This is a genomic window from Streptococcus sp. GMD1S (genome assembly GCF_000296875.1).
GTDB lineage: Bacteria > Bacillota > Bacilli > Lactobacillales > Streptococcaceae > Streptococcus.
Map to the genome: position 1 here is coordinate 1 of NZ_AJQY01000280.1, position 581 is coordinate 581.

Here is a 581-nt window from a genome sequence, read left to right on the forward strand (position 1 = left end):
TCCATCAAGATATCATAAAATACTGCAAAGTCATCTGTGAGAAAAACAATATTGGATACACTTTTGGCTGCACTCGTAGCCCCCTTCATGGCAAAACTAATATCTGCTTTCTTGAGAGCCAGAACATCATTGACTCCATCACCACTCATGGCAACTGTTTTACCAGCATTTTGCAAAATAGATACCATCTTTTGCTTCTGTTCAGGTGTCACACGTCCAAATATTTCGTGTTCCAAGACCACTCTTTCAAAGTCATCATCGCTCACCTTGGTCATATCAATAGCCCGCGCTTCTTCCTTAAAACCTGCCTTACGAGCCACCCCATATACAGCCACATGATTATCACCACTGATAATCTTCACTTCAACACCTTGAGATTCGAAATAGTCAAAGGTTTCCTTGGTATTGTCCTTAATCTCATCTGACAAAACGACGTGGCCTAGTAGTTCCATATTAGCTGGACTAGTAATCTGGTCCTTGCTATGAGCGAGTGTTAAGATTCGAAAACCTTGCTGTTTCAGATGCTCATAGTAGGCATCCATCGGCTGGGTAAAGCCTAGAAATTCATAGGCTCCGAAGAA

1 protein-coding gene is annotated in these 581 nt (G+C 42.0%); it reads right to left on the reverse strand.

Annotation, left to right across the window (positions count from 1 at the left end; translation table 11 throughout):
* The coding region (locus GMD1S_RS08795) for an HAD-IC family P-type ATPase (protein ID WP_000385941.1) at positions 1 to 581 on the reverse strand (581 nt) is incomplete at both ends.